Annotated in this window: 15 protein-coding genes, 3 tRNA genes and 3 rRNA genes; 7 read left to right on the forward strand and 14 right to left on the reverse strand. The window is 53.6% G+C overall.

Features of this window, described 5'->3' with window-relative positions:
- The first annotated feature begins 125 nt into the window (after positions 1 to 125).
- On the forward strand, positions 126 to 863 hold the full coding sequence (dpaA, locus tag ACVV26_RS17685; protein ID WP_474798531.1) for a peptidoglycan meso-diaminopimelic acid protein amidase: 738 nt from the start codon (positions 126 to 128) through the stop codon (positions 861 to 863).
- On the opposite strand, the gene ACVV26_RS17690 is transcribed toward dpaA, so the two are convergent.
- Entirely contained in the window at positions 834 to 1,601 is a 768-nt protein-coding gene (locus tag ACVV26_RS17690; RefSeq protein WP_474798533.1) for a class II glutamine amidotransferase, read from the reverse strand. The two genes, dpaA and ACVV26_RS17690, sit on opposite strands and share 30 nt — an antisense overlap.
- 47 nt (positions 1,602 to 1,648) lie before the next feature.
- Entirely contained in the window at positions 1,649 to 2,230 is a 582-nt protein-coding gene (lpcA, locus tag ACVV26_RS17695) for a D-sedoheptulose 7-phosphate isomerase (protein WP_125295137.1), read from the reverse strand.
- Positions 2,231 to 2,458: 228 nt separating this feature from the next.
- Between lpcA and fadE the strand changes: the two genes are divergently transcribed.
- Together fadE and ACVV26_RS17705 are read left to right on the forward strand one after the other, a co-directional pair.
- Complete coding sequence (gene fadE / locus ACVV26_RS17700; RefSeq protein ID WP_474798534.1) at positions 2,459 to 4,903, forward strand: acyl-CoA dehydrogenase FadE; 2,445 nt, start codon at positions 2,459 to 2,461, stop codon at positions 4,901 to 4,903.
- Between the two features lie 161 nt (positions 4,904 to 5,064).
- Complete coding sequence (locus tag ACVV26_RS17705) at positions 5,065 to 5,838, forward strand: amidohydrolase (protein ID WP_474798535.1); 774 nt, start codon at positions 5,065 to 5,067, stop codon at positions 5,836 to 5,838.
- Here the strand turns inward: ACVV26_RS17705 and ACVV26_RS17710 are convergent.
- The 3 genes from ACVV26_RS17710 to dnaQ form a co-directional block, all read right to left on the reverse strand.
- Positions 5,835 to 7,097: a pyridoxal-phosphate-dependent aminotransferase family protein gene (locus ACVV26_RS17710; protein ID WP_474798536.1), complete on the reverse strand. Its 1,263-nt coding sequence runs from the start codon at positions 7,095 to 7,097 to the stop codon at positions 5,835 to 5,837. The two genes, ACVV26_RS17705 and ACVV26_RS17710, sit on opposite strands and share 4 nt — an antisense overlap.
- 179 nt (positions 7,098 to 7,276) lie before the next feature.
- Positions 7,277 to 7,353 (reverse strand) — tRNA-Asp (locus tag ACVV26_RS17715).
- 130 nt (positions 7,354 to 7,483) lie between these two features.
- Positions 7,484 to 8,215 carry a DNA polymerase III subunit epsilon gene (dnaQ, locus tag ACVV26_RS17720; RefSeq protein WP_474798538.1) on the reverse strand — a complete coding sequence of 244 codons (732 nt, stop codon included), beginning with the start codon at positions 8,213 to 8,215 and terminating at the stop codon, positions 7,484 to 7,486.
- Between dnaQ and rnhA the strand changes: the two genes are divergently transcribed.
- Positions 8,169 to 8,744 (forward strand): ribonuclease HI, encoded by a 576-nt coding sequence (rnhA, locus tag ACVV26_RS17725; RefSeq protein WP_474798539.1) that lies wholly within the window; start codon positions 8,169 to 8,171, stop codon positions 8,742 to 8,744. The genes dnaQ and rnhA overlap by 47 nt on opposite strands.
- Here rnhA and ACVV26_RS17730 read toward each other — a convergent pair.
- Complete coding sequence (locus ACVV26_RS17730) at positions 8,737 to 9,456, reverse strand: class I SAM-dependent methyltransferase (RefSeq protein ID WP_312985827.1); 720 nt, start codon at positions 9,454 to 9,456, stop codon at positions 8,737 to 8,739. The genes rnhA and ACVV26_RS17730 overlap by 8 nt on opposite strands.
- Before the next feature lie 33 nt (positions 9,457 to 9,489).
- On the opposite strand from ACVV26_RS17730, the gene gloB reads away from it, so the two are divergent.
- Both gloB and mltD read left to right on the forward strand, forming a co-directional pair.
- Positions 9,490 to 10,245 carry a hydroxyacylglutathione hydrolase gene (gene gloB, locus ACVV26_RS17735; RefSeq protein ID WP_474798541.1) on the forward strand — a complete coding sequence of 252 codons (756 nt, stop codon included), beginning with the start codon at positions 9,490 to 9,492 and terminating at the stop codon, positions 10,243 to 10,245.
- A 71-nt stretch (positions 10,246 to 10,316) separates the two neighbouring features.
- On the forward strand, positions 10,317 to 11,681 hold the full coding sequence (mltD, locus tag ACVV26_RS17740; protein WP_474798542.1) for a murein transglycosylase D: 1,365 nt from the start codon (positions 10,317 to 10,319) through the stop codon (positions 11,679 to 11,681).
- A 51-nt stretch (positions 11,682 to 11,732) separates the two neighbouring features.
- On the opposite strand, the gene ACVV26_RS17745 is transcribed toward mltD, so the two are convergent.
- Together ACVV26_RS17745 and ACVV26_RS17750 are read right to left on the reverse strand one after the other, a co-directional pair.
- The gene (locus ACVV26_RS17745; protein WP_474798543.1) at positions 11,733 to 12,500 is read right to left on the reverse strand and encodes a class I SAM-dependent methyltransferase; all 768 of its coding nucleotides are present in this window, start codon (positions 12,498 to 12,500) and stop codon (positions 11,733 to 11,735) included.
- A 68-nt stretch (positions 12,501 to 12,568) separates the two neighbouring features.
- Positions 12,569 to 13,372, reverse strand: coding sequence for an endonuclease/exonuclease/phosphatase family protein (locus ACVV26_RS17750; protein WP_125295176.1), 804 nt, complete (start codon positions 13,370 to 13,372; stop codon positions 12,569 to 12,571).
- A 269-nt stretch (positions 13,373 to 13,641) separates the two neighbouring features.
- Between ACVV26_RS17750 and yafC the strand changes: the two genes are divergently transcribed.
- A complete protein-coding gene (yafC, locus tag ACVV26_RS17755) occupies positions 13,642 to 14,541 on the forward strand; it encodes a DNA-binding transcriptional regulator YafC (RefSeq protein WP_474798544.1) in 900 nt (299 codons plus the stop codon).
- Between the two features lie 76 nt (positions 14,542 to 14,617).
- Here the strand turns inward: yafC and ACVV26_RS17760 are convergent.
- From ACVV26_RS17760 to gmhB, 6 genes are all read right to left on the reverse strand, one after another.
- Positions 14,618 to 14,694 (reverse strand) — tRNA-Asp (locus tag ACVV26_RS17760).
- 54 nt (positions 14,695 to 14,748) lie between these two features.
- Positions 14,749 to 14,864 (reverse strand): 5S ribosomal RNA (rrf, locus tag ACVV26_RS17765).
- A gap of 112 nt (positions 14,865 to 14,976) precedes the next feature.
- Positions 14,977 to 17,885 (reverse strand): 23S ribosomal RNA (locus ACVV26_RS17770).
- A gap of 210 nt (positions 17,886 to 18,095) precedes the next feature.
- Positions 18,096 to 18,171 (reverse strand) — tRNA-Glu (locus ACVV26_RS17775).
- 80 nt (positions 18,172 to 18,251) lie between these two features.
- Positions 18,252 to 19,793: ribosomal RNA gene (locus ACVV26_RS17780) — 16S ribosomal RNA — on the reverse strand.
- Together the 16S, 23S and 5S rRNA genes with 2 tRNA genes alongside form the textbook arrangement of a ribosomal RNA operon.
- A gap of 371 nt (positions 19,794 to 20,164) precedes the next feature.
- The gene (gmhB, locus tag ACVV26_RS17785) at positions 20,165 to 20,737 is read right to left on the reverse strand and encodes a D-glycero-beta-D-manno-heptose 1,7-bisphosphate 7-phosphatase (protein ID WP_474798545.1); all 573 of its coding nucleotides are present in this window, start codon (positions 20,735 to 20,737) and stop codon (positions 20,165 to 20,167) included.
- Positions 20,738 to 20,877: the final 140 nt, after the last annotated feature.

Genomic DNA, 20,877 nt, shown 5'->3' on the forward strand with positions numbered 1-20,877 from the left:
CGCGCTTGCGAAAAATAACAGCGGTGCTAATGTGAGCGCACTCAATCCAGAATCATCCGATTTAGGGTTTCTTTTTGTTGTGCCGTTCCGGCATTTGTTATCGATTTATCAAGGAAACAAGCAGTATGCGTAAAATCGCAGTGATACTTGCGATGCTTCTGATGCCGTGCCTGGCGTTCGCCAGCCTACTCAGCAATGACAGCGCCACACCGATCAAAAAAGAACTGAGACAGCAGCTGATGGGCTCGCCGGTTTATATTCAGATCTTTAAGGAAGAACGCACCCTCGATCTGTATGTGAAAATGGGCGAGCAGTATCAACTGCTGGACACTTACCGCATCTGTAGCTATTCCGGCGGCCTCGGCCCGAAGCAGCGCCAGGGCGACTTCAAAAGCCCGGAAGGATTTTACTCGGTGCAGCGCAGCCAGTTGAAGCCGGATAGCCGCTTCTATAAAGCGATTAATATCGGCTTCCCTAACGCGTATGACCGCGCGCACGGCTATGAAGGCAAATACCTGATGATTCACGGCGCCTGCGTGTCGGTTGGCTGCTACGCCATGACCGACCAGGGCATTGACGAGATCTTCCAGTTCGTGACCGGCGCGCTGGTGTTTGGTCAGCCTAACGTTCAGGTGAGTATTTATCCGTTCCGCATGACCGACGCCAACATGCAGCGCCATAAATACTCGTACCACATCGATTTCTGGAAGCAGCTGAAGCCGGGTTACGATTATTTCGCCGCCACCCACCAGCCGCCTGTGGTCTCGGTAGTGGATGGCCGCTATGTGGTCAGCAAGCCGATCGGCAGCCAGGCGGTTCAGCCGCAGCTAGCCTCAAACTATACGCTCCCCGAGACAAAATAACGCCCACTCACCTGGCATGATTTTTTGCCAGGTTTCATTGCCGGTCAGCGGCTGAGTGGCAATCACGGTGACCACATCGTTGGGTGTGGTCTCCTGCTGAAAGTCGATTTCCACGTCCTGATCCAACAGCTTCGCCACGCCAAACGGCGCACGCCGGGTTATCCAGAATAAGTTGGTCGAGCAAAACGCCATCACGTAGCGCCCGTCTGACAACAACATGTTAAACACGCCCTTGTCACGCAGCTCCCCCGCCAGCGACGCCACGTAGCGAAATACCGCTTCCATATTGCCGGGCGTGCGCGGATAGCGCGTGGTCAGCTTATGCAGCAGCCAGCAAAAGGCTTTCTCGCTGTCAGTTTCCCCGACCGGACGAAAATTCCCGGTCTCCAGACCCTGGTAGCCTTTAAGCTGCCCGTTATGCGCGTAGGTCCAGTTACGGCCCCACAGTTCACGGGTAAACGGATGGGTGTTTTCCAGCGCCACTTTTCCCCGGTTCGCCTGGCGGATATGCGCCACCACCGAACAGGATTTGATCGGGTATTCCTGGACCAGCCGGGCAATGGGCGAATTAAAGCTGGGCTGCGGGTCTTTAAAGGTGCGACAGCCTTTACCTTCATAAAAGGTAATACCCCAGCCATCTTTATGCGGACCGGTACCGCCGCCGCGCTGAACCAGTCCGCTAAAGCTAAAGCAGATATCGGTTGGCACATTGGCGCTCATCCCGAGCAGTTCACACATCCCCCACCTCCCGTTTCAAAAAAGGGGCTTGCGCCCCTGTCGTGCAATTACGCTTTTACCATTTCTTTTTCGATCAGCTGGATCAGGATGTGGATCACTTTGATGTGGATCTCCTGAATGCGATCGGCATAACCGAAGTGCGGCACACGGATTTCGATATCCGCGCTGCCCGCCATTTTGCCGCCGTCTTTACCGGTGAGGGTGATCACTTTCATCCCTTTGGCGCGGGCCGCTTCGATAGCTTTAATCACGTTCGCAGAGTTGCCGGAGGTAGAAATCCCCAGCAGCACGTCGCCATCACGGCCTACCGCTTCAACGTAGCGGGAAAAAATGTAGTCATAGCCGAAGTCGTTGCTGACGCAGGAGATGTGGCTAACATCAGAAATCGCAATAGCCGGATACCCCGGACGGTTTTCGCGGTAACGGCCCGTCAGCTCTTCCGCAAAATGCATCGCGTCGCAGTGTGAACCGCCGTTGCCACAGGAGAGTACTTTGCCGCCGGCTTTAAAGCTGTCTGCCAGCAGGACCGCCGCACGCTGGATAGCGTGAATATTAGCGTCGTCTTTCAGGAAGTTAGCCAGCGTTTCTGCGGCTTCGTTCAGCTCGCTGCGAATCAGATCCTGGTACATGAGGATTTCCTTAAGGATGAATGAAAATAACCCTCGCAGTGTACCGGATAGGCTTGAAAGCGAGAAGCATCACCCGGTGCCCTTTCTCATCCATTTCAGCCAATCGACAGGAACAATGTGAACCAGGTTGTAATTATATTGTAAATACATTGCTAAAAAACTGCGCTTCCACTACAACCTAATCATCACAAGTGGTCCGACCTCCTACAAGACAGGGAGCTTTTAGCTATGATGATGTTGAGTATTGTTGCCACCGTTATTCTGCTCGGCGTGCTGTTTTATCACCGGGTCAATTTGCTGGCCAGCAGCCTGATCCTGCTTGCCTGGACCGCTGCGTTAGGCGCGTCTGGCCTGTGGTCGATCTGGGTGTTGGTTCCCCTCGCGATTATCCTTGTGCCGTTCAACCTAATCCCGATGCGTAAGTCGCTGATCTCCGCGCCGGTGTTTAAAGGCTTCCGCAAGGTGATGCCGCCGATGTCGCGCACTGAAAAAGAAGCCATCGATGCCGGGACCACCTGGTGGGAAGGCGAGCTGTTCCAGGGTAATCCTGACTGGCAGAAGCTGCACAACTATCCGAAGCCGCAGTTAACGGCAGAAGAGCAGGCGTTTATCGACGGGCCGGTGGAAGAAGCGTGCCGTATGGCTAACGACTTCCAGATCACCCATGAAATGGCCGACCTGCCGCCGGAGCTGTGGGCGTACCTGAAAGAGCACCGCTTCTTCGCGATGATCATTAAGAAAGAGTACGGCGGGCTGGAGTTCTCGGCTTACGCCCAGTCGTGCGTGCTGCAAAAACTCTCTGGCGTGTCGGGCATTCTGGCGATCACCGTCGGCGTACCTAACTCGTTAGGCCCAGGCGAATTGCTGCAACATTACGGTACCGACGAGCAGAAGAATCATTATCTGCCGCGTCTGGCCCGTGGCCTGGAAATCCCCTGCTTTGCGCTGACCAGCCCGGAAGCGGGTTCCGATGCCGGCGCTATTCCGGATACCGGCGTAGTCTGCATGGGCGACTGGAAAGGTGAGCAGGTGCTGGGTATGCGCCTGACCTGGAACAAACGTTATATCACCCTGGCCCCTATCGCCACCGTGCTGGGCCTGGCGTTTAAACTGTCTGATCCGGATCGTTTACTGGGCGGCGAACAAGAGCTGGGTATCACCTGTGCGCTGATCCCGACTAACACCCCCGGCGTGGAAATCGGCAAACGCCACTTCCCGCTGAACGTGCCGTTCCAGAATGGCCCGACTCGCGGCAACGATATCTTCGTACCGATCGATTACATCATCGGCGGCCCGGCGATGGCCGGCCAGGGCTGGCGTATGCTGGTGGAATGTCTCTCCGTGGGGCGTGGTATCACCCTGCCGTCTAACTCGACGGGCGGAATCAAATCCGTCGCGCTGGCGACGGGTGCTTATGCCCATATCCGCCGCCAGTTCAAAATCTCTATTGGTAAGATGGAAGGGATCGAAGAGCCGCTGGCGCGTATCGCCGGTAACGCCTATGTGATGGATGCGGCGGCGTCGCTGATCACCTACGGCATCATGCTGGGCGAGAAACCGGCGGTACTGTCGGCGATTGTGAAGTATCACTGCACCCACCGCGGACAGCAGTCCATAATTGATGCGATGGACATCACCGGCGGGAAAGGCATTATGCTGGGCGAAAGCAACTTCCTGGCCCGTGCCTACCAGGGCGCGCCTATCGCAATTACCGTTGAAGGCGCGAACATCCTGACCCGTAGCATGATGATCTTCGGCCAGGGCGCGATCCGCTGTCATCCGTATGTGCTGGAAGAGATGGCTGCCGCGCAGAGCAACGACGTGGATGCGTTTGATAAGCTGCTGTTCAAGCATATTGGCCATGTCGGCAGCAATAAAGTGCGCAGCTTCTGGCTGGGCCTGACCAACGGCTTAACCAGCCGCACGCCGACCCGCGACGCCACTAAACGTTACTATCAGCACCTGAACCGCCTGAGCGCAAACCTGGCGCTGCTGTCTGATGTGTCGATGGCGGTACTGGGCGGTAGCCTGAAACGCCGCGAACGTATCTCGGCGCGCCTGGGTGATGTGCTGAGCCAACTTTATCTGGCCTCGGCTGTACTGAAACGCTATGACGACGAAGGCCGCAACGAGGCCGATCTGCCGCTGCTGCACTGGGGCGTTCAGGATGCGCTGCACCAGGCTGAACAAGCCATTGACGACCTGCTGCGCAACTTCCCGAATGCGGCTGTCGCCGGTCTGCTGCGCGTTGTGATCTTCCCGCTGGGACGCCGTTACGATGCACCGTCCGATAAGCTGGACCATAAAGTGGCGAAGATCCTGCAAACCCCGTCGGCAACCCGTTCGCGTATTGGTCGCGGTCAGTACCTGACGCCAAGTGAGTACAACCCGGTGGGCCTGCTGGAAGAAGCGCTGCAGGATGTGATTGCCGCCGAGCCCATCCATGAGCGCATCTGCAAAGCGCTGGGTAAAAACCTCTCCTTCACCCGTCTCGACGTGCTGGCGCAACAGGCGCTGGAGAAAGGACAGATCACCCAGGAAGAGGCGGATATTCTGATCAAAGCGGAAGAAAGCCGTCTGCGCAGCATTAATGTGGACGAGTTTGAACCGGAGGAACTGGCGACTCAGCCGGTAAAGATGCTGGAAAAACTGCGTAAACCTGAAGCGGCCTAACCCTCAACGCTTCATAATTAAAAGACCGGTTGCCATAGCCGGTCTTTTTTTTGGCTAAATGTGACCTGTCCGGGTTTGCCACGTTAATCTGCAATCTTCTCCGCCTTTTGTTAAAAGGTCATGCTAGAGTGAAAAGCCCCGTTAACGAGGAGAATGAGATTGTGCCTGGGTTAAAAGTATCGTTGTTACAACAACCGCTGGTGTGGATGGATGGCCCTGCCAACCTGCGCCATTTTGATGTGTTGCTGGATGAGCTAACCGGGCGGGACCTTATCCTGCTACCTGAAATGTTCACGACGGGCTTTGCGATGGAAGCGGCCAAACAGTCGATGGCCGAAGAAGAAGTCATCAACTGGATGCAGATCAAAGCCAGCCAGTTGGGCGCGATGATCGGCGGCAGCGCCGCGTTACAGACCGAACGCGGCCCGGTGAACCGTTTCCTGCTCGTCGAGCCGGAAGGCAAAGTGCATTACTACGATAAACGCCATCTGTTTCGCATGGCCGATGAGCATCATCACTATGTGGCGGGCGAGCAGCGGCTGATTATCGAGTGGCGAGGCTGGCGCATTCTGCCGCTGGTCTGTTACGACCTGCGCTTCCCGGTGTGGTCGCGCAACGCCAATGATTACGATCTGGCGCTGTATGTCGCCAACTGGCCCGCGCCGCGCTCTCTGCACTGGCAGGCATTACTGACTGCCCGCGCCATTGAAAACCAGTGCTATGTAGCCGGCTGCAACCGGGTCGGGACCGACGGTAACGGGCACCATTACCGGGGCGACAGCCGCATCATCAATCCGCAGGGAGAAATTCTTGCCAGCGCCGATGCCCACCAGGCAACGCGTCTGGATGCAGAGCTGTCGTTAAACGCGCTGAAGGAGTACCGGGAAAAATTCCCTGCCTGGCGCGATTCCGATGACTTTATGCTGAACGCTTAATCCTTCTCCGGTGCGGTCGCCGACCGCACCGATTCATACACTTTCCATGCCGCCTGCATGGCTTCGCCCTGCACCGTGCTTACTCCGTGTCGGTTTAATACCGCTTCCAGCGCCGTGAGCGTTTGCAGCACGCAATCTTTGCGCGCGTTATAGCCCATGGTGCCGATTCGCCAGATTTTGCCCTGTAGCGGGCCGAACGACGTGCCGATCTCAATATGGAAGTCTTCCAGCAGCTGTTGGCGTATCGCTTCGCCGTTGATACCGTCCGGGATAACCACGCCAAGCACGTTATTCATCTTGTGGCTGAGATCGCCGAAGGTTTCCAGCCCCATGCCCTGAATTCCTGCCAGCATCGCCTCCCCGTGCAGGGCATGCCGGGCGATGCGGTTATCCATCCCCTCTTCCAGCATGATGCGGGCGCATTCGCGGGCGGCGAACAACATACTGGTGGCTTCGGTGTGATGATTCAGGCGCTCCGGCCCCCAGTAATCCATGATCATGCCGAGATCGAAATAATTGGAGTAGATCATCTCGTCGTTACCGTCCTGATGAGCCAGAGTACGGATCCCTGCCTCCACGCATTTTCGCGCCCGGATCGCTGCTTCCATTTTTGCACTGAGCGTTACCGGAGCGCTTCCCGACGGGCCGCCGAGGCATTTTTGCAATCCTGCCGAGACCGCATCCAGCCCCCAGTCGTCGGTTTTTAAGGCGTTTCCGCCCAGTGACGCGGTAGCGTCGGTGTAAAACAGCACATCGTGACGGCGGCAAATCTCACCCAGTTCTGCCAGCGGTTGCAGCATAGTGGTTGAGGTGTCGCCATGAACTGTGAGCAGCAGGCGGGGTTTGACACGCTTAATGGCATCTTCAATGCGATCCGGGGTAAACACCTCGCCCCAAGGCACCTCAATAGTATGCACCTCTGCCCGGCAGCGGCGGGCAATTTCACACAGCAGATGGCCGAAACGACCAAACACCGGCACCAGCACCCGATCGCCAGGACGAATGGCCGAGACCAGCAAGGCTTCAATACCTGCGCGCGAGGTGCCGTCTATCAACAGCGTCCAGCGGTTTTGGGTATTGAACACCTGGCGGTAGAGCCCCATGGTTTCGTTCATATAGCCCGTCATCGCCGGATCGTACTGTCCGATAAGCTGGCTCGCCATGGCGCGCAAAACACGCGGATCGGCGTTAATCGGCCCTGGCCCCATCAGTAAACGAGACGGCGGATTGATTTGGGTGGGCAAAACGAAAGCAGACATGACGCACTCCGGGCACAGGAGAAAGTAATTTGAAGGAAATCAATGTGCCAGATGGAAAGCGGTTTGGCTATGGCGGAAATATGTCGTGCTGACAGGCAACAAAAACAAAAAAACCGTATCCCTTACGGTGATACGGTTTTTTCGAACTTTGAAGCGTTTATTCTCCAAAGTATAAATGTTGGCGGAACGGACGGGACTCGAACCCGCGACCCCCTGCGTGACAGGCAGGTATTCTAACCGACTGAACTACCGCTCCGCGTTGTTCCCGTGGGAACGAGGCGAATATTACGGGGAGCCTCTCTAAGCGTCAACGCTTTTTCTCATAATTATACTCGTTTGCTGCAAATTTCGCCCAGCTGACGACAAATCATGCAAATTTCAGGATGTTATGCACGCCACAGGCAGCTGCCGCCCTTCTTTTGTACCAAATCAAGACGTGATTCATGGGCGGCACACTCTTCATCGGTGGCGGTAATCACCTTCAAACGAGACGCCTGGCGCACCAGCCGCTGAATACCCGTCGAATCCTGCACGTTCTGGGTTTCCCCTTCCATGGCAAACGTCATTGACGTCTGCCCACCGGTCATGGTTAGCCAGACATCCGCCAGGATTTGGGAGTCAAGTAATGCCCCGTGCAGCGTACGTTTGCTGTTATCGATTTCATAACGCGAGCACAGCGCATCGAGGCTGTTACGTTTGCCGGGGAATAACCGCCGCGCCAGCGCCAGGCTATCGGTAATTTTGCAAAACGTGTCGGTTTTCGGAATGCCACGGTTAAGCTTGCTGAATTCATAATCCATAAAGCCGATATCAAACGATGCGTTATGGATGATGAGTTCGGCGCCGCGAATGTAGTCAATGAAATCATCCGCTATATCGCCGAATACCGGTTTATTAAGCAAAAACTCATCCGCGATGCCGTGTACGTTGAACGCATCGGGGTCGATCAGGCGATCGGGTTTGATATAAACGTGGAAGTTGTTGCCCGTTAACCGGCGGTTGATTACCTCGACAGCACCAATCTCAATGATGCAGTGCCCTTCGTAATGGGCGCCAATCTGGTTCATACCGGTGGTTTCAGTATCGAGGACGATCTGTCGTGTAATTGCTGTGCTCATAGGGCTCGTTTATGTCAGACTTGGTTTTTTGATCACAGGAAGTCTACCAGAGATGCGCAAACAGGTAGAAATTTTCACCGATGGTTCATGCCTGGGTAATCCAGGACCGGGCGGATACGGTGCGATTTTACGCTATAAGCAGCACGAAAAAACCTTTAGCGAAGGGTATGTGCTGACAACCAACAATCGTATGGAGCTGATGGCGGCCATCGTGGCGCTGGAAGCGCTGCGCGAACATTGCGACGTCACGCTCAGTACCGACAGCCAGTACGTCCGGCAGGGCATCACTCAGTGGATCCATAACTGGAAAAAGCGCGGCTGGAAAACCGCCGATAAAAAGCCAGTCAAAAACGTCGATTTGTGGCAGCGGCTGGATAAGGCATTAAGCCAGCACAAAATCAGTTGGGAATGGGTCAAAGGCCATGCCGGTCATCCTGAAAACGAACGCTGCGACGAACTGGCGCGCGCGGCGGCCAACAATCCCGTTCATGTGGACGTTGGCTATCAGGCGGAAAACACCGTCAGTTAGGTTTACGGTATTGCCGCGTTGCGCCCACCGCCGGGCGTAACTGCGTTTTAGCACTGCGTTGCTTAAGCGGGTTCAGGGTCAAGGGAATCGTCCGCTTGCGCGCAACGATGACCTGCATACAGCCTAATGCAGGTAAGTGAGTACTTAGTAACTTCCCACCTTGCTTATTCCAGGGAAGCACCTGGAAATTCGTTTGATACAGCACTTCAAAATTAAGCAGTGCGAGCCAGTCCAACTGGCGGCCTAAAGTAAACATACGGCTATTATAGGGAATGCGCTTACGGCGAAACGGCATTAGCTTGCCGATGCCAATCAGGCTGAACGGGTTAAAACTGCTCATAATTAACCACCCATCATCCACCAGAACACGATCGACTTCGCGCAGTAATCCATGCGGATCAGCACTCCAGGAGATAGTGTGTGCTAACAGACAAGCGTCAATAGCACGAGGCGCGAACGGCAGCGCAAGCGGATCGGCTCTAACCTGAAGCTGCTCGCCCTGGATAGCCACGTTGACCTGATGGGAAATTGCACAACTCTCGGTGTTGATTTCCGCGCTGAGATTGCCAATCTTAAGTAAGTGAAAACCAAACATTTTTGCAAGCCAGGGGCGCATCTGGTATTCAAGGGCATCGCGATAATACTCGCCCCAGGGGAGCTCAGCCCAGTGCCCTGGCGTGTGGTACGTCTTGGGTATCCTTGCCGGTTTCATCGCTACCTTCTATCACGCATTGAGAGGTGTTTTATGAATCTTATCAGTATTCCCGCTTATCAGGATAACTACATCTGGGTGCTGAGTGACAACAGCGGCAAATGCCTGATTGTCGATCCGGGCGAAGCCGAGCCCATACTTAAAGCGATTGAACAGTACGGGTGGCAGCCGGAAGCCATATTGCTGACGCATCACCATAACGATCATGTGGGCGGCGTACCGGCCCTGCTGCAAAAATTCCCTTCGCTGCCGGTTTATGGCCCTCAGGAAACCGCAAATAAAGGCGCAAATCTCGTAGTCAATGAAGGCGATAAAATCAATCTACTGGGGCATGAATTCGCCGTTATTGCCACGCCGGGTCACACTTTAGGACATCTCTGTTACTTTAGTTACCCTTACTTATTTTGCGGCGACACGATGTTTTCAGGCGGCTGCGGTCGGTTGTTTGAAGGCTCGGCGACCCAGATGTATCAATCATTTAATAAGCTTAATGCCTTGCCAGAAGATACTCTCGTTTGTTGCGCCCATGAATATACATTAAGCAATTTAAAGTTTGCGGTCAGCCTGTTGCCCCATGATCGTGACTTAAACGAATACTATCGAAAAGTTAAGGAGTTACGTGCAAAAAATCAAATTACCTTGCCAACAACCCTGGCGGAAGAGCGTAAAATCAATGTTTTTTTAAGAACACAAGATATTGATATTATTAATACAATTAATAAAGAAACAACTTTGCAACAACCTGAGCAGCGTTTTGCCTGGTTAAGGGCCATGAAAGACAAGTTCTAATAATTCATGCTTGTCATTAGGGTCATTCGCCGTTATCATCGCTCGTCTTTTAAGCAACTATTGACACACACATGAAGGCAAAAGCGATATTACTCGCCTCTGTCCTGCTTGTGGGCTGCCAGGCGTCAAAGCATGATGCCACCGTCCAACAGCACGCACAGAGCCTTTCTGCAGCTGGTCAAGGGGAAGCAGGGAAGTTTACAAGTTCAGAGCGATGGATGGACGATGGGACGTCATTCGCTCAGGATCAAGACTTGTGGGCTTTCATTGGCGACGAGCTAAAGATGGGAATTCCGGAAAACAGCCGGATTCGCGATCAAAAACAGAAGTATTTGAGAAATAAGAGCTATCTCCACGATGTAACTTTACGGGCAGAGCCGTATATGTACTGGATAGCAGGGCAAGTTAAGAAACGTAACATGCCCATGGAACTGGTACTACTACCCATAGTGGAGAGCGCTTTTGACCCTCACGCAACGAGTGGTGCTAATGCCGCAGGCATCTGGCAGATCATTCCGAGCACGGGGCGAAATTATGGTCTTAAGCAGACCCGGAGTTACGATGCACGTCGCGACGTAGTGGCTTCCACCACTGCGGCACTCGATATGATGCAGCGCTTAAACCGCATGTTTGACGGCGACTGGCTCTTGACTGTCGCAGCCTATAACAGCGGCGAAGGTCGTGTAATGAAGGCAATGAAAGCGAATAAAGCACGGGGTAAACCCACGGATTTTTGGTCGCTTTCACTGCCACAGGAAACCAAAATCTACGTACCGAAAATGCTGGCGTTGAGCGATATTCTCAAAAACAGCAAGAAGTACGGCGTAAGGTTGCCGACCTCGGACGAAAGTCGCGCACTGGCACGCGTCAAACTCAATAACCCCGTTGAGGTGGCGCAACTGGCCGATATGGCCGGGATTTCAGTAAGTAAACTGAAAACCTTTAATGCCGGTGTTAAAGGATCGACGTTAGGCGCAAGTGGCCCGCAATATGTACTGGTGCCGCAAAAGCATGCCGATCAGCTGCGTAGCTCGCTCGCTGCAGGTGAAATTGCTGCGGTACAGCCGACGCTGGTTGCGGATAACGGTAGTACAGCGCGCTCGTATAAAGTTCGCTCAGGCGACTCGTTATCGGGCATCGCATCACGTTTAAACGTGTCGGCCAAAGATCTGCAGCGCTGGAATAACCTGAAAGGCGCGCAGATTAAAGTCGGGCAAACGCTCACCGTAGGCGCGGTTGAAAGCAGTACGCGGCTGGCCAGTAACGACGACAGCATTACCTATAAGGTTCGCAAAGGAGATTCGCTCTCCAGCATTGCTAAGCGTCATGGCGTAAACATCAAAGATGTGATGCGCTGGAACAGCGGGACTGATAATTTGCAGCCTGGCGACCAAATTACCCTGTTTGTTAAAAACAGCGTAAACAGCGAGTCGTAACTCTAAAGATAGTCAAAAAGGCACCGATTCCCCCGGTGCCTTTTTCGTTTATTAAGGCTTATAAACTTCGATCATGATGGTATCGCTGGTGAAGGAGCCCTCTTCTTTCAGCTTAAAGTAACGTTGTACCATCGCAGATGCACTCTTCTGATATAACCGAATCGCCGTAGATAACGCCTCTGGCGTGCGCATACGGGCTATCCAGCTATCAAATTCCAGTACCAGACGGTCAGTGATAACAGAAGTGGTCAGCAAACCTGCCTCACTGAACATGGCCGCCCATTCACCGCTGGAGTAATTTCTGACGTGCGAGGTGTCGCGCAGCGCTTCAACGGTCTGTAACCAGATATCCAGCACCGCATTACCGGGCGACATCACGTCCATCACAATAGCTTTCCCGCCGGGACGTAACACGCGCTTAATTTCCCGCAGTGCCTGGCCTACGTCCTGCCAGTGATGGGCGGAATAGCGGCTAATAACAATATCGAAGCATTGATCAGCGAAAGGCAAAGACTCCGCATAACCTTGCTGAGTATGGAGATTGGCCAGCCCACGCTCACGCGCGGCGCTGTTCACGGTTTCCAGCATGCTGGCTGATAAATCGTAGGCAATAACGTCTTTTACCTGGGAGGCAGCAATAAAACTCGCATGCCCTGCCCCACAGCCGACATCCAGCAGATGTGCGTGCGGGAAAGAGGCAAGGCGCGTTTTTAATCGTTCTAAATCCCGCCCGCTGGCGTGAACCTGGCTGGTCAAATAGGCCGAGGCCTGGGAGCCGAACTGCTTATCAATGTTGTCGTGGTGCGAGTGTGTTGTCATTACGTTGCCCTTTTTGAGTGAATGAAGGGCAGAACGTCTGATCTGCCCTACGGCAGACCTGACATACCTTAACGCTTAGCAGGTTTGCCGGGTGTGAATTCAACGAGTAGCGGATTATGGTCAGAGGCACGCGTCACCAGAACGGAGGCTTCGTGTACGGCCAAACCACGATAGAACACAAAATCAAGCGGACGACCAAACGCGCGCCGGCGGTGATCGTCGGTAAAGCGCACTTCGCGCAGCGACATTTCACGCGCGAAACGGTACAGCGCGTTCATCCGCGGGCGGCTCCAGGCATTAAAATCCCCCGCCATAATAATCGGGCCGCTGTGATGGGCGATTTGATCGCCAATGGGACCTAATTGTTTACTGTATACATCCACGCCAAGGCTAAAGTTCACAGCATGGATGTTAATCACCATCAGCATGCGGGTGTCTGGCAAGGGATAGACGGTGACCAGCGCAGACTTAGACAGCCGCAGGATAGGCTCACGCTCGCGTAACGGGCAACAGTAAACCGGATGCGCTGCCGACAGCGTCATCACCCCTGAGGGGTGCTGAGGCAATACAAATGCAGGGACCTGATCGGCGGCCAGATAATTGGTGGTGGCAAAATTCACTAATTCCGGCGTGGTTTGCGCTTCCTGCAGCAACACCAGATGCGCGTCCTTACCGAAGTTTTTCAAAACTGAGAGCCATTCAGCGCGCTGCTGCTTAAAGATATTCCAGACCAGCACCCGAAGGCGATCGTGGCCGGGAAGCGGTTCTCCCGCCGGTAATGCCTGACCTATGGTCGCAAACGAGCCCGGCGCCAGGATGCGCTCTGCAGGCTGTCCGGCGACATATCGCATTGCATAGGTAGATTTACGCACTTTCGACTTAATTCCTCTCATAGGGATGCCCGCAAAACAGGAGCGGCTTATCTGTTATAGGGATTTTAGCTCACACTTTCAACGTGCAGGGCGAGAAACAAGCGTATCCGCTATTTCAGGACGTATCTGGCGAGTTATCTGCGCTTCGTTAACACGATCTTCTTCGATCGCCGTTGTAAGCTGACACAGGAGCATGACGCTACCGCTGAGAGATGGTTAAATAACAAATATGGGTTTAATACCATTAGAGTTTTGCGTAGGGAGCAATAATGAAAGCCACATCAGAAGAGTTAATGATATTTGTTGCTGTGGTGGAAAGCGGCAGCTTCAGCCGTGCTGCTGAACAGCTCGCACTAGCCAACTCGGCGGTGAGCCGGGCCGTGAAGAAACTGGAAATGAAGCTGGGTGTGAGTCTGCTTAATCGCACGACTCGTCAGTTAAGCCTGACCGAGGAAGGTGAGCGTTATTTTCGACGCGTGCAGCAGATATTGCAGGACATCGCCGCAGCGGAAAATGAGATTATGGAAACAAAGCAGACGCCGCGTGGCCTGTTGAGGATCGATGCGGCAACGCCAGTGATCCTGCATTACCTGACGCCGCTGATTAAACCCTTTCGTGAAAAGTATCCTGAAATCACTCTTTCTCTTGTCTCTTCAGAAACTTTTATCAATCTTATTGAGCGTAAGGTCGACGTGGCGATCCGCGTTGGGACGTTAAGTGATTCCAGCCTGCGGGCGAGGCCATTGTTCAGTAGCTACCGGAAAATCATTGCTGCGCCAGAATATCTCGAAAAATACGGGACGCCACAATCCGTTGATGACCTGGCGCATCATCTTTGCCTGGGTTTCACCGAGCCAGCATCACTCAATAACTGGCCCGTGGCACAACCTGACGGGCAAATTTATGAAATTAACGCGGGTTTATCGTCAAACAGCGGCGAGACGTTAAAACAACTTTGCCTTAATGGGAACGGCATTGCGTGTTTATCTGACTACATGATTAATAAGGAGATAGCGAATGGCACTCTGGTTGAGATCATGACTGATATTCGCTTGCCCGTCGCCATGCCTTTCAGCGCGGTTTATTACAGCGATCGCGCTGTGAGTACGCGAATTCGGGCCTTTATTGATTTTCTTAGCGATCAGATCCCGGAACATGCAGCTCAATAGAGAGGCTCCCCTTGTCAGATAAGGGAAAATAAAGACGAAAAAAAACCCTGAGTCAGAGACTCAGGGTTTAATTAAGTGGCGGAACGGACGGGACTCGAACCCGCGACCCCCTGCGTGACAGGCAGGTATTCTAACCGACTGAACTACCGCTCCACCGAATTTTTCCACAACACCGGTTTATTGCCCCGGTTTACTGCTTAATTTGATGCCTGGCAGTTCCCTACTCTCGCATGGGGAGACCCCACACTACCATCGGCGCTACGGCGTTTCACTTCTGAGTTCGGCATGGGGTCAGGTGGGACCACCGCGCTCTTGCCGCCAGGCAAATTCTGTTCACCTGCCGCACTGGTTATTTCTCCCAGGGCCGCAGGTATTAATCCGGTTAAGCTGAAAATCTCTCTCAATCACCCAGCACCAAAACCACTCTGGCGTTGTAAGGTTAAGCCTCACGGCTCATTAGTACCGGTTAGCTCAACGCATCGCTGCGCTTACACACCCGGCCTATCAACGTCGTCGTCTTCAACGTTCCTTCAGGAGACTTAAAGTCTCAGGGAGAACTCATCTCGGGGCAAGTTTCGTGCTTAGATGCTTTCAGCACTTATCTCTTCCGCATGTAGCTACCGGGCAGTGCCATTGGCATGACAACCCGAACACCAGTGATGCGTCCACTCCGGTCCTCTCGTACTAGGAGCAGCCCCCCTCAATTCTCCAGCGCCCACGGCAGATAGGGACCGAACTGTCTCACGACGTTCTAAACCCAGCTCGCGTACCACTTTAAATGGCGAACAGCCATACCCTTGGGACCTACTTCAGCCCCAGGATGTGATGAGCCGACATCGAGGTGCCAAACACCGCCGTCGATATGAACTCTTGGGCGGTATCAGCCTGTTATCCCCGGAGTACCTTTTATCCGTTGAGCGATGGCCCTTCCATTCAGAACCACCGGATCACTATGACCTGCTTTCGCACCTGCTCGCGCCGTCACGCTCGCAGTCAAGCTGGCTTATGCCATTGCACTAACCTCCTGATGTCCGACCAGGATTAGCCAACCTTCGTGCTCCTCCGTTACGCTTTAGGAGGAGACCGCCCCAGTCAAACTACCCACCAGACACTGTCCGCAACCCGGATCACGGGTCCACGTTAGAACACCAGCCATTAAAGGGTGGTATTTCAAGGATGGCTCCACGCAGACTGGCGTCCACGCTTCAAAGCCTCCCACCTATCCTGCACATCAAGGACCAGTGTTCAGTGTCAAGCTATAGTAAAGGTTCACGGGGTCTTTCCGTCTTGCCGCGGGTACACTGCATCTTCACAGCGATTTCAATTTCACTGAGTCTCGGGTGGAGACAGCCTGGCCATCATTACGCCATTCGTGCAGGTCGGAACTTACCCGACAAGGAATTTCGCTACCTTAGGACCGTTATAGTTACGGCCGCCGTTTACCGGGGCTTCGATCAGGAGCTTCTCCTCGCGGATAACCCCATCAATTAACCTTCCGGCACCGGGCAGGCGTCACACCGTATACGTCCACTTTCGTGTTTGCACAGTGCTGTGTTTTTAATAAACAGTTGCAGCCAGCTGGTATCTTCGACTGGCTTCAGCTCCACGGGTAAACCGCTTCACCTACATGCCAGCGTGCCTTCTCCCGAAGTTACGGCACCATTTTGCCTAGTTCCTTCACCCGAGTTCTCTCAAGCGCCTTGGTATTCTCTACCTGACCACCTGTGTCGGTTTGGGGTACGATTTCGTGTTACCTGATGCTTAGAGGCTTTTCCTGGAAGCAGGGCATTTGTTACTTCAGCACCGTGGTGCCTCGTCATCACGCCTCAGTGTTAACAGCATTCCGGATTTACCTGGAACACCCACCTACACGCTTAAACCGGGACAACCGTCGCCCGGCCAACATAGCCTTCTCCGTCCCCCCTTCGCAGTAACACCAAGTACAGGAATATTAACCTGTTTCCCATCGACTACGCCTTTCGGCCTCGCCTTAGGGGTCGACTCACCCTGCCCCGATTAACGTTGGACAGGAACCCTTGGTCTTCCGGCGAGCGGGCTTTTCACCCGCTTTATCGTTACTTATGTCAGCATTCGCACTTCTGATACCTCCAGCAGACCTCACAGTCCACCTTCGACGGCTTACAGAACGCTCCCCTACCCAACAACGCATAAGCGTCGCTGCCGCAGCTTCGGTGCATGGTTTAGCCCCGTTACATCTTCCGCGCAGGCCGACTCGACCAGTGAGCTATTACGCTTTCTTTAAATGATGGCTGCTTCTAAGCCAACATCCTGGCTGTCTGGGCCTTCCCACATCGTTTCCCACTTAACCATGACTTTGGGACCTTAGCTGGCGGTCTGGGTTGTTTCCCTCTTCACGACGGACGTTAGCACCCGCCGTGTGTCTCCCGTGATAACATTCTGTGGTATTCGTAGTTTGCATCGGGTTGGTAAGCCGGGATGGCCCCCTAGCCGAAACAGTGCTCTACCCCCACAGATGAATTCACGAGGCGCTACCTAAATAGCTTTCGGGGAGAACCAGCTATCTCCCGGTTTGATTGGCCTTTCACCCCCAGCCACAGGTCATCCGCTAATTTTTCAACATTAGTCGGTTCGGTCCTCCAGTTAGTGTTACCCAACCTTCAACCTGCCCATGGCTAGATCACCGGGTTTCGGGTCTATACCCTGCAACTTAACGCCCAGTTAAGACTCGGTTTCCCTGCGGCTCCCCTATACGGTTAACCTTGCTACAGAATATAAGTCGCTGACCCATTATACAAAAGGTACGCAGTCACCCCATAAATGAGGCTCCCACTGCTTGTACGTACACGGTTTCAGGTTCTTTTTCACTCCCCTCGCCGGGGTTCTTTTCGCCTTTCCCTCACGGTACTGGTTCACTATCGGTCAGTCAGGAGTATTTAGCCTTGGAGGATGGTCCCCCCGTATTCAGACAGGATGTCACGTGTCCCGCCCTACTCATCGAGTTCACAGCACATGCGCTTTTGTGTACGGGACTATCACCCTGTACCGTCGGACTTTCCAGACCGTTCCACTAACACACATGCTGATTCAGACTCTGGGCTGCTCCCCGTTCGCTCGCCGCTACTGGGGGAATCTCGGTTGATTTCTTTTCCTCGGGGTACTTAGATGTTTCAGTTCCCCCGGTTCGCCTCGTTAACCTATGTATTCAGTTAACGATAGTGCAACGAATTGCACTGGGTTTCCCCATTCGGACATCGTCGGTTATAGCGGTTCATATCACCTTACCGACGCTTTTCGCAGATTAGCACGTCCTTCATCGCCTCTGACTGCCAGGGCATCCACCGTGTACGCTTGGTCGCTTAACCTCACAACCCGGAGCAGTTTCTGCTTCGTGCTGCAAGTGTTTGAGAGACTCTGGCATGGCATCGTCATTCCTTATTACGGAGAAATGCGACGGCATGCCGTTTCAATTTTCAGCTTGTTCCGGATTGTTAAAGAGCAAATACTTCGCAATACACACAGGGTGTATTCTGAAGTATCACGGGCGCGCACCTTTCACTTGCGTACCAAGCAGGTGGCGTCCCTTAGGGGATTCGAACCCCTGTTACCGCCGTGAAAGGGCGGTGTCCTGGGCCTCTAGACGAAAGGGACATACATCTTTCGCAGACACCCTGCTTCTTACTTTCTATCAGACAATCTGTGTGAGCACTGCGCGGGTGGTATCTTTAAGGTAAGGAGGTGATCCAACCGCAGGTTCCCCTACGGTTACCTTGTTACGACTTCACCCCAGTCATGAATCACAAAGTGGTAAGCGCCCTCCCGGAGGTTAAGCTACCTACTTCTTTTGCAACCCACTCCCATGGTGTGACGGGCGGTGTGTACAAGGCCCGGGAACGTATTCACCGTGGCATTCTGATCCACGATTACTAGCGATTCCGACTTCATGGAGTCGAGTTGCAGACTCCAATCCGGACTACGACGCACTTTATGAGGTCCGCTTGCTCTCGCGAGGTCGCTTCTCTTTGTATGCGCCATTGTAGCACGTGTGTAGCCCTGGTCGTAAGGGCCATGATGACTTGACGTCATCCCCACCTTCCTCCAGTTTATCACTGGCAGTCTCCTTTGAGTTCCCGGCCGGACCGCTGGCAACAAAGGATAAGGGTTGCGCTCGTTGCGGGACTTAACCCAACATTTCACAACACGAGCTGACGACAGCCATGCAGCACCTGTCTCACAGTTCCCGAAGGCACTTCCGCATCTCTGCAGAATTCTGTGGATGTCAAGACCAGGTAAGGTTCTTCGCGTTGCATCGAATTAAACCACATGCTCCACCGCTTGTGCGGGCCCCCGTCAATTCATTTGAGTTTTAACCTTGCGGCCGTACTCCCCAGGCGGTCGACTTAACGCGTTAGCTCCGGAAGCCACGCCTCAAGGGCACAACCTCCAAGTCGACATCGTTTACGGCGTGGACTACCAGGGTATCTAATCCTGTTTGCTCCCCACGCTTTCGCACCTGAGCGTCAGTCTTTGTCCAGGGGGCCGCCTTCGCCACCGGTATTCCTCCAGATCTCTACGCATTTCACCGCTACACCTGGAATTCTACCCCCCTCTACAAGACTCAAGCCTGCCAGTTTCGGATGCAGTTCCCAGGTTGAGCCCGGGGATTTCACATCCGACTTGACAGACCGCCTGCGTGCGCTTTACGCCCAGTAATTCCGATTAACGCTTGCACCCTCCGTATTACCGCGGCTGCTGGCACGGAGTTAGCCGGTGCTTCTTCTGCGGGTAACGTCAATGAAAGCGGTTATTAACCACTCTCCCTTCCTCCCCGCTGAAAGTACTTTACAACCCGAAGGCCTTCTTCATACACGCGGCATGGCTGCATCAGGCTTGCGCCCATTGTGCAATATTCCCCACTGCTGCCTCCCGTAGGAGTCTGGACCGTGTCTCAGTTCCAGTGTGGCTGGTCATCCTCTCAGACCAGCTAGGGATCGTCGCCTAGGTGAGCCGTTACCCCACCTACTAGCTAATCCCATCTGGGTTCATCTGATGGCAAGAGGCCCGAAGGTCCCCCTCTTTGGTCTTGCGACGTTATGCGGTATTAGCTACCGTTTCCAGTAGTTATCCCCCTCCATCAGGCAGATCCCCAGACATTACTCACCCGTCCGCCACTCGTCAGCAAAGCAGCAAGCTGCTTCCTGTTACCGTTCGACTTGCATGTGTTAGGCCTGCCGCCAGCGTTCAATCTGAGCCATGATCAAACTCTTCAATTTAAAAGTTTGATGCTCGTGAATTAAACTTCGTAATGAATTACGTGTTCACTCAGAGACTTGATAATTCTATGTGCATCCGAAGATGCTGAGATATCAATCCTGCGAGTGCCCACACAGATTGTCTGATAAATTGTTAAAGAGCAATGCCGCTTCGCTTTTTCTCAGCGGCGCGGGGTGCGTATATTACGACTTCCCGCTTCAGAGTCAAGCGTTAATTTTCGCTTTTCCCTGCCGAACTCCCCGGAGGGACTTCGCTGACCGGCCGGCTCATTCGCCGTTGTTCCGTGTCAGTGGTGGCGCATTATAGGGAGTAATCAGAATCTGACAAGCCTATTTTTCAAAATAATTCCTGACTGCTCACCTTTTAATCATTACGCCGTTTTTTGCCGCGTTTTGATGGCTTCCGGCAGCTTTGCAAGGCTATCCACCACCCAGTCTGCTGCTTTTTCGGCCTCTTCCGTCACCGGTTTGCCGGAACGCACCAGCACTTTTGTTCCTACGCCTGCCGCCTGCGCCGCCTGCATATCTTCCAGCTTATCGCCGATCATGTAAGAAGCGGCCATATCAATGTCCAGATAGTCACGCGCAGAGATCAGCATCCCCGGCTGGGGTTTGCGGCAATCGCAGCTCTGACGAAACTCGTCCACCGCCCCTTCCGGGTGATGCGGGCAATAGTAGATGCCATCCAGGTCCACGCCACGATCGGCCAGCGACCAGTCCATCCACTCGGTGAGGGTTTCAAATTGCGCTTCGGTAAATTTACCGCGGGCGATGCCTGACTGGTTAGTCACCAGCACCAGCGCAAAACCCATTTCTTTTAATTCGCGCATGGCGTCAATCACACCATCGATAAATTCGAACTGGTCAATCTCATGTACATAACCATGATCGACATTAATAGTGCCGTCACGATCGAGAAAAATAGCGGGCATCGATTTAGCCACCGGTAGAACTCCTGCATATAAGTAATGCGCGTAGTATCGCATGTTTCCCTCTGTGAGAAACAACTCATCACGCACAGCAGATTGATTTAGACGTCTGGATGCCTTAACATCCATTTCATGTACGGTCATCCGCCGTATCT

It is taken from the genome of Atlantibacter sp. MEI4A-1023, from assembly GCF_056155425.1.

Coding starts and splice junctions, on each gene's coding strand:
- dpaA (WP_474798531.1), top strand. CDS start 126: ATGCGTAAAATCGCAGTGATACTTGCGATGCTTCTGATGCCGTGCCTG.
- ACVV26_RS17690 (WP_474798533.1), bottom strand. CDS start 1,601: ATGTGTGAACTGCTCGGGATGAGCGCCAATGTGCCAACCGATATCTGC.
- lpcA (WP_125295137.1), bottom strand. CDS start 2,230: ATGTACCAGGATCTGATTCGCAGCGAGCTGAACGAAGCCGCAGAAACG.
- fadE (WP_474798534.1), top strand. CDS start 2,459: ATGATGATGTTGAGTATTGTTGCCACCGTTATTCTGCTCGGCGTGCTG.
- ACVV26_RS17710 (WP_474798536.1), bottom strand. CDS start 7,097: ATGTCTGCTTTCGTTTTGCCCACCCAAATCAATCCGCCGTCTCGTTTA.
- dnaQ (WP_474798538.1), bottom strand. CDS start 8,215: ATGAGCACAGCAATTACACGACAGATCGTCCTCGATACTGAAACCACC.
- ACVV26_RS17730 (WP_312985827.1), bottom strand. CDS start 9,456: ATGAAACCGGCAAGGATACCCAAGACGTACCACACGCCAGGGCACTGG.
- gloB (WP_474798541.1), top strand. CDS start 9,490: ATGAATCTTATCAGTATTCCCGCTTATCAGGATAACTACATCTGGGTG.
- mltD (WP_474798542.1), top strand. CDS start 10,317: ATGAAGGCAAAAGCGATATTACTCGCCTCTGTCCTGCTTGTGGGCTGC.
- ACVV26_RS17745 (WP_474798543.1), bottom strand. CDS start 12,500: ATGACAACACACTCGCACCACGACAACATTGATAAGCAGTTCGGCTCC.
- yafC (WP_474798544.1), top strand. CDS start 13,642: ATGAAAGCCACATCAGAAGAGTTAATGATATTTGTTGCTGTGGTGGAA.